Below are 2,785 nucleotides of genomic sequence, written 5' to 3'. Positions count from 1 at the left end.
AATTCTACTTTTATTTTTCATTTTTTTAAAGTGGAATTTAACTTTTCACTTTAGCAAATAAAAAAAGAGATAGTTTTTTGACTTCAAATTTTATTCGACACCAATAATAAATGAATAAACAGGTTGTTTTCCTTCGATAATATCTACTTCTGCATCAAAGTTATCTTCAATGTAGCTTTCGATTTCTTCTACTTCTTCATCAACAACATCTTCACCAACAAGTAAAGTAATTAATTCAGAATCTTCATCTACTAGTTTTTCTAAACATACTTTTAAAGCATCTAATTTATTTGGTTTACAAGCAACAATATCTTTTTCAACTAAAGCCATATAATCATTAGCTTTAATTTCAACACCATCAATATTTGTATCTTTAATCGCAAATGTTACTTGTCCAGTTTTAACATTAGCAACAGCATCTTCCATTTCAGCAATATTATCTTCTAATGAAACTTCTGGATTATACATAACACATGCTGATAATCCTTGAGGAATTGTTTTTGTTGGAATAACAATAACATTGACTTCTCCTTCTAAGATTGTAGCTGTTTGTTGAGCAGTCATTACAATATTAGAGTTATTTGGTAAGATAATAACATTTTTAGCATTTACTTCTTTAACAGCTGCAACCATATCTTCAGTAGATGGATTCATTGTTTGTCCACCACTTACAACATAATCACAATGTAATTCTAAGAATGCATCTTCTACACCTTGTCCAGCACAAACAGAAATAATAGCTGTTTCTTTAGCTTCGCGTTTTTGAGGTTTGCTATCATCAACACCTACAATACTTCCTTGACTTGCTGCAGCATTTTGTAAGTTATTTGCTTGTTCTTGCATATTTTCAATTTTTAACTTCACAAATTCACCAAATCTTTGTGCTAAGTTTAAAGCTTCACCTGGTTTTAATGTATGTACGTGTACTTTAACGATATCTTCATCTTGTACAACGACAATACTGTTTCCTGGAATTCTTTCTAATTCTTTCTTTAATTGGTTTTCTGAGAATTTATCAATTAATGAAGGTTCAAGACGAACAATAAATTCTGTACAGTATCCATATCCTTCTTCACCAGATTCTAATTCAGTTCCTGCATTTACTTGACCTTCTGATTTAATATCAACAAAATCAACACGGTCTCCTGTTAAAGCAGCCATAAATCCAGTTAAAACTAATAATAAACCTGCTCCACCACTATCAACGACACCTACTTCTTTTAATACTGGAAGTAATTCAGGTGTTCTTTCTAATGAATTTTCTGCTTCTTTTACAAAATAAGAGAAAACATCTTCAATTTCCATACCTGGTTGAGTATATTCAACGATCTTTTCACTTGCTTCTCTAATAACAGTTAAAATAGTTCCTTCAACAGGTCTCATAACAGCTTTATAAGCAACTTCTGCCCCACTTTTCCAAGCATTGGCAAAAGCAACAGCATCAACGCTTTCATGACCTTCTAATCCCATTGCAAATCCTCTAAAGATTTGTGATAAGATAACACCTGAGTTACCACGTGCTCCCATCAATAAACCTTTAGATAATTTTTTAGCAATATCATAAATATTGTCACTATCCATATCTTTGATTTCTGCTGCTCCAGCATTAAAAGTCATAGACATGTTTGTTCCAGTATCCCCATCAGGTACAGGGAATACGTTTAAAGCATCTATTTCAGGATGATTATTATGAAGAGTATTCGCACCACATAAAACCATCTCTTTAAATAGCTTTCCTGTAAGTATTTGCATATTTTTCCTCCACTAATCGATATTACGAAGTCCTTGAACATAAACATTAACTGCCTCAACTTTGACATCTAATGTTGATTCAACAACGTATTTCACTTTCTTTTGAACTTCAACTAAAATTTCATTAATTTTAATTCCATATCCTAAAATGATATATAAATCTAAAATTAAACCAGTTTCTCCATCACTCGCAATAATTCCTTTAGAATAATTTTCTTTCTTTAATAATTCATAAAATCCATCTTTTAATTTCTTTTGGCTAGCCATACCTACTACACCATAACATTCAGTAGCAGCTCCACCAGCTACAGTAGAAACTACATCTAAAGAAATATTTACTGATCCTAAATTTGTATTTTTTTCAATCATCAAGTTATCCTCCTTAAAATGATTTCATGTTCAAACATTATTATACCTTAAAAATATAATATTTACAAATTATAATCACTCTTTTAGTATCTTTCCAACCACAAGCCATCATATCACATATTATTAAAAAAAAATACAAATTAACTCATTTTTATCATTATATAAAGTATTTATAATCACAAATATTGATAAAAAAAGCTTTTTTGTAAAAAAATGTTTGCATTATACTATAAATAATGTTAATATAACACAGTACGTAGAACAACTACTAAAGGAGGGAAAGAACATGTCAAGAAAATGCCAAATCAGTGGTAGAGGTCCATTATCAGGAAACACTCGTTCTCATGCGTTAAACTCAAGTAGAAGAAAATGGAATGTTAACTTACAAAAAGCTACTATTTTAGTAGATGGTAAACCTACAAAAGTTAGAATTTCTGCTAAAGAGTTAAGAACATTAAGAAAAGCTGGATAATAGATGAAGACAGTACATAGTACTGTTTTTTTGTTTATAAACAACTTATTAAAAAACAAAACACCTGTAGAAAGTATAAACAATACAACAAAAGCAAAATCTTATTTTCAAAAAAAAAGACATCGATCATTACCTTAAAAGCAATAAATCCGATGTCTTTTATCTTTAACTCCAAATTGACTATAAAAGTCT

The 2,785-nt window shown here is 29.8% G+C and carries 3 protein-coding genes; 1 reads left to right on the top strand and 2 read right to left on the bottom strand.

What is annotated here, in order from left to right; translation table 11 throughout:
- Positions 1 to 90 precede the first annotated feature (90 nt).
- Entirely contained in the window at positions 91 to 1,752 is a 1,662-nt protein-coding gene (locus LJD34_RS15705; RefSeq protein ID WP_227360339.1) for a DAK2 domain-containing protein, read from the bottom strand.
- A gap of 12 nt (positions 1,753 to 1,764) precedes the next feature.
- Complete coding sequence (locus LJD34_RS15700; RefSeq protein ID WP_022002208.1) at positions 1,765 to 2,121, bottom strand: Asp23/Gls24 family envelope stress response protein; 357 nt, start codon at positions 2,119 to 2,121, stop codon at positions 1,765 to 1,767.
- 286 nt (positions 2,122 to 2,407) lie between these two features.
- On the opposite strand from LJD34_RS15700, the gene rpmB reads away from it, so the two are divergent.
- Positions 2,408 to 2,593 carry a 50S ribosomal protein L28 gene (rpmB, locus tag LJD34_RS15695; protein ID WP_022002209.1) on the top strand — a complete coding sequence of 62 codons (186 nt, stop codon included), beginning with the start codon at positions 2,408 to 2,410 and terminating at the stop codon, positions 2,591 to 2,593.
- Positions 2,594 to 2,785: the final 192 nt, after the last annotated feature.

The sequence above is a fragment of the Faecalibacillus sp. MSK20_93 genome (assembly GCF_020589945.1).
Taxonomy (GTDB): domain Bacteria; phylum Bacillota_I; class Bacilli_A; order Erysipelotrichales; family Coprobacillaceae; genus Faecalibacillus; species Faecalibacillus intestinalis.
This window is presented reverse-complemented; position numbering and strand designations above follow the sequence as displayed.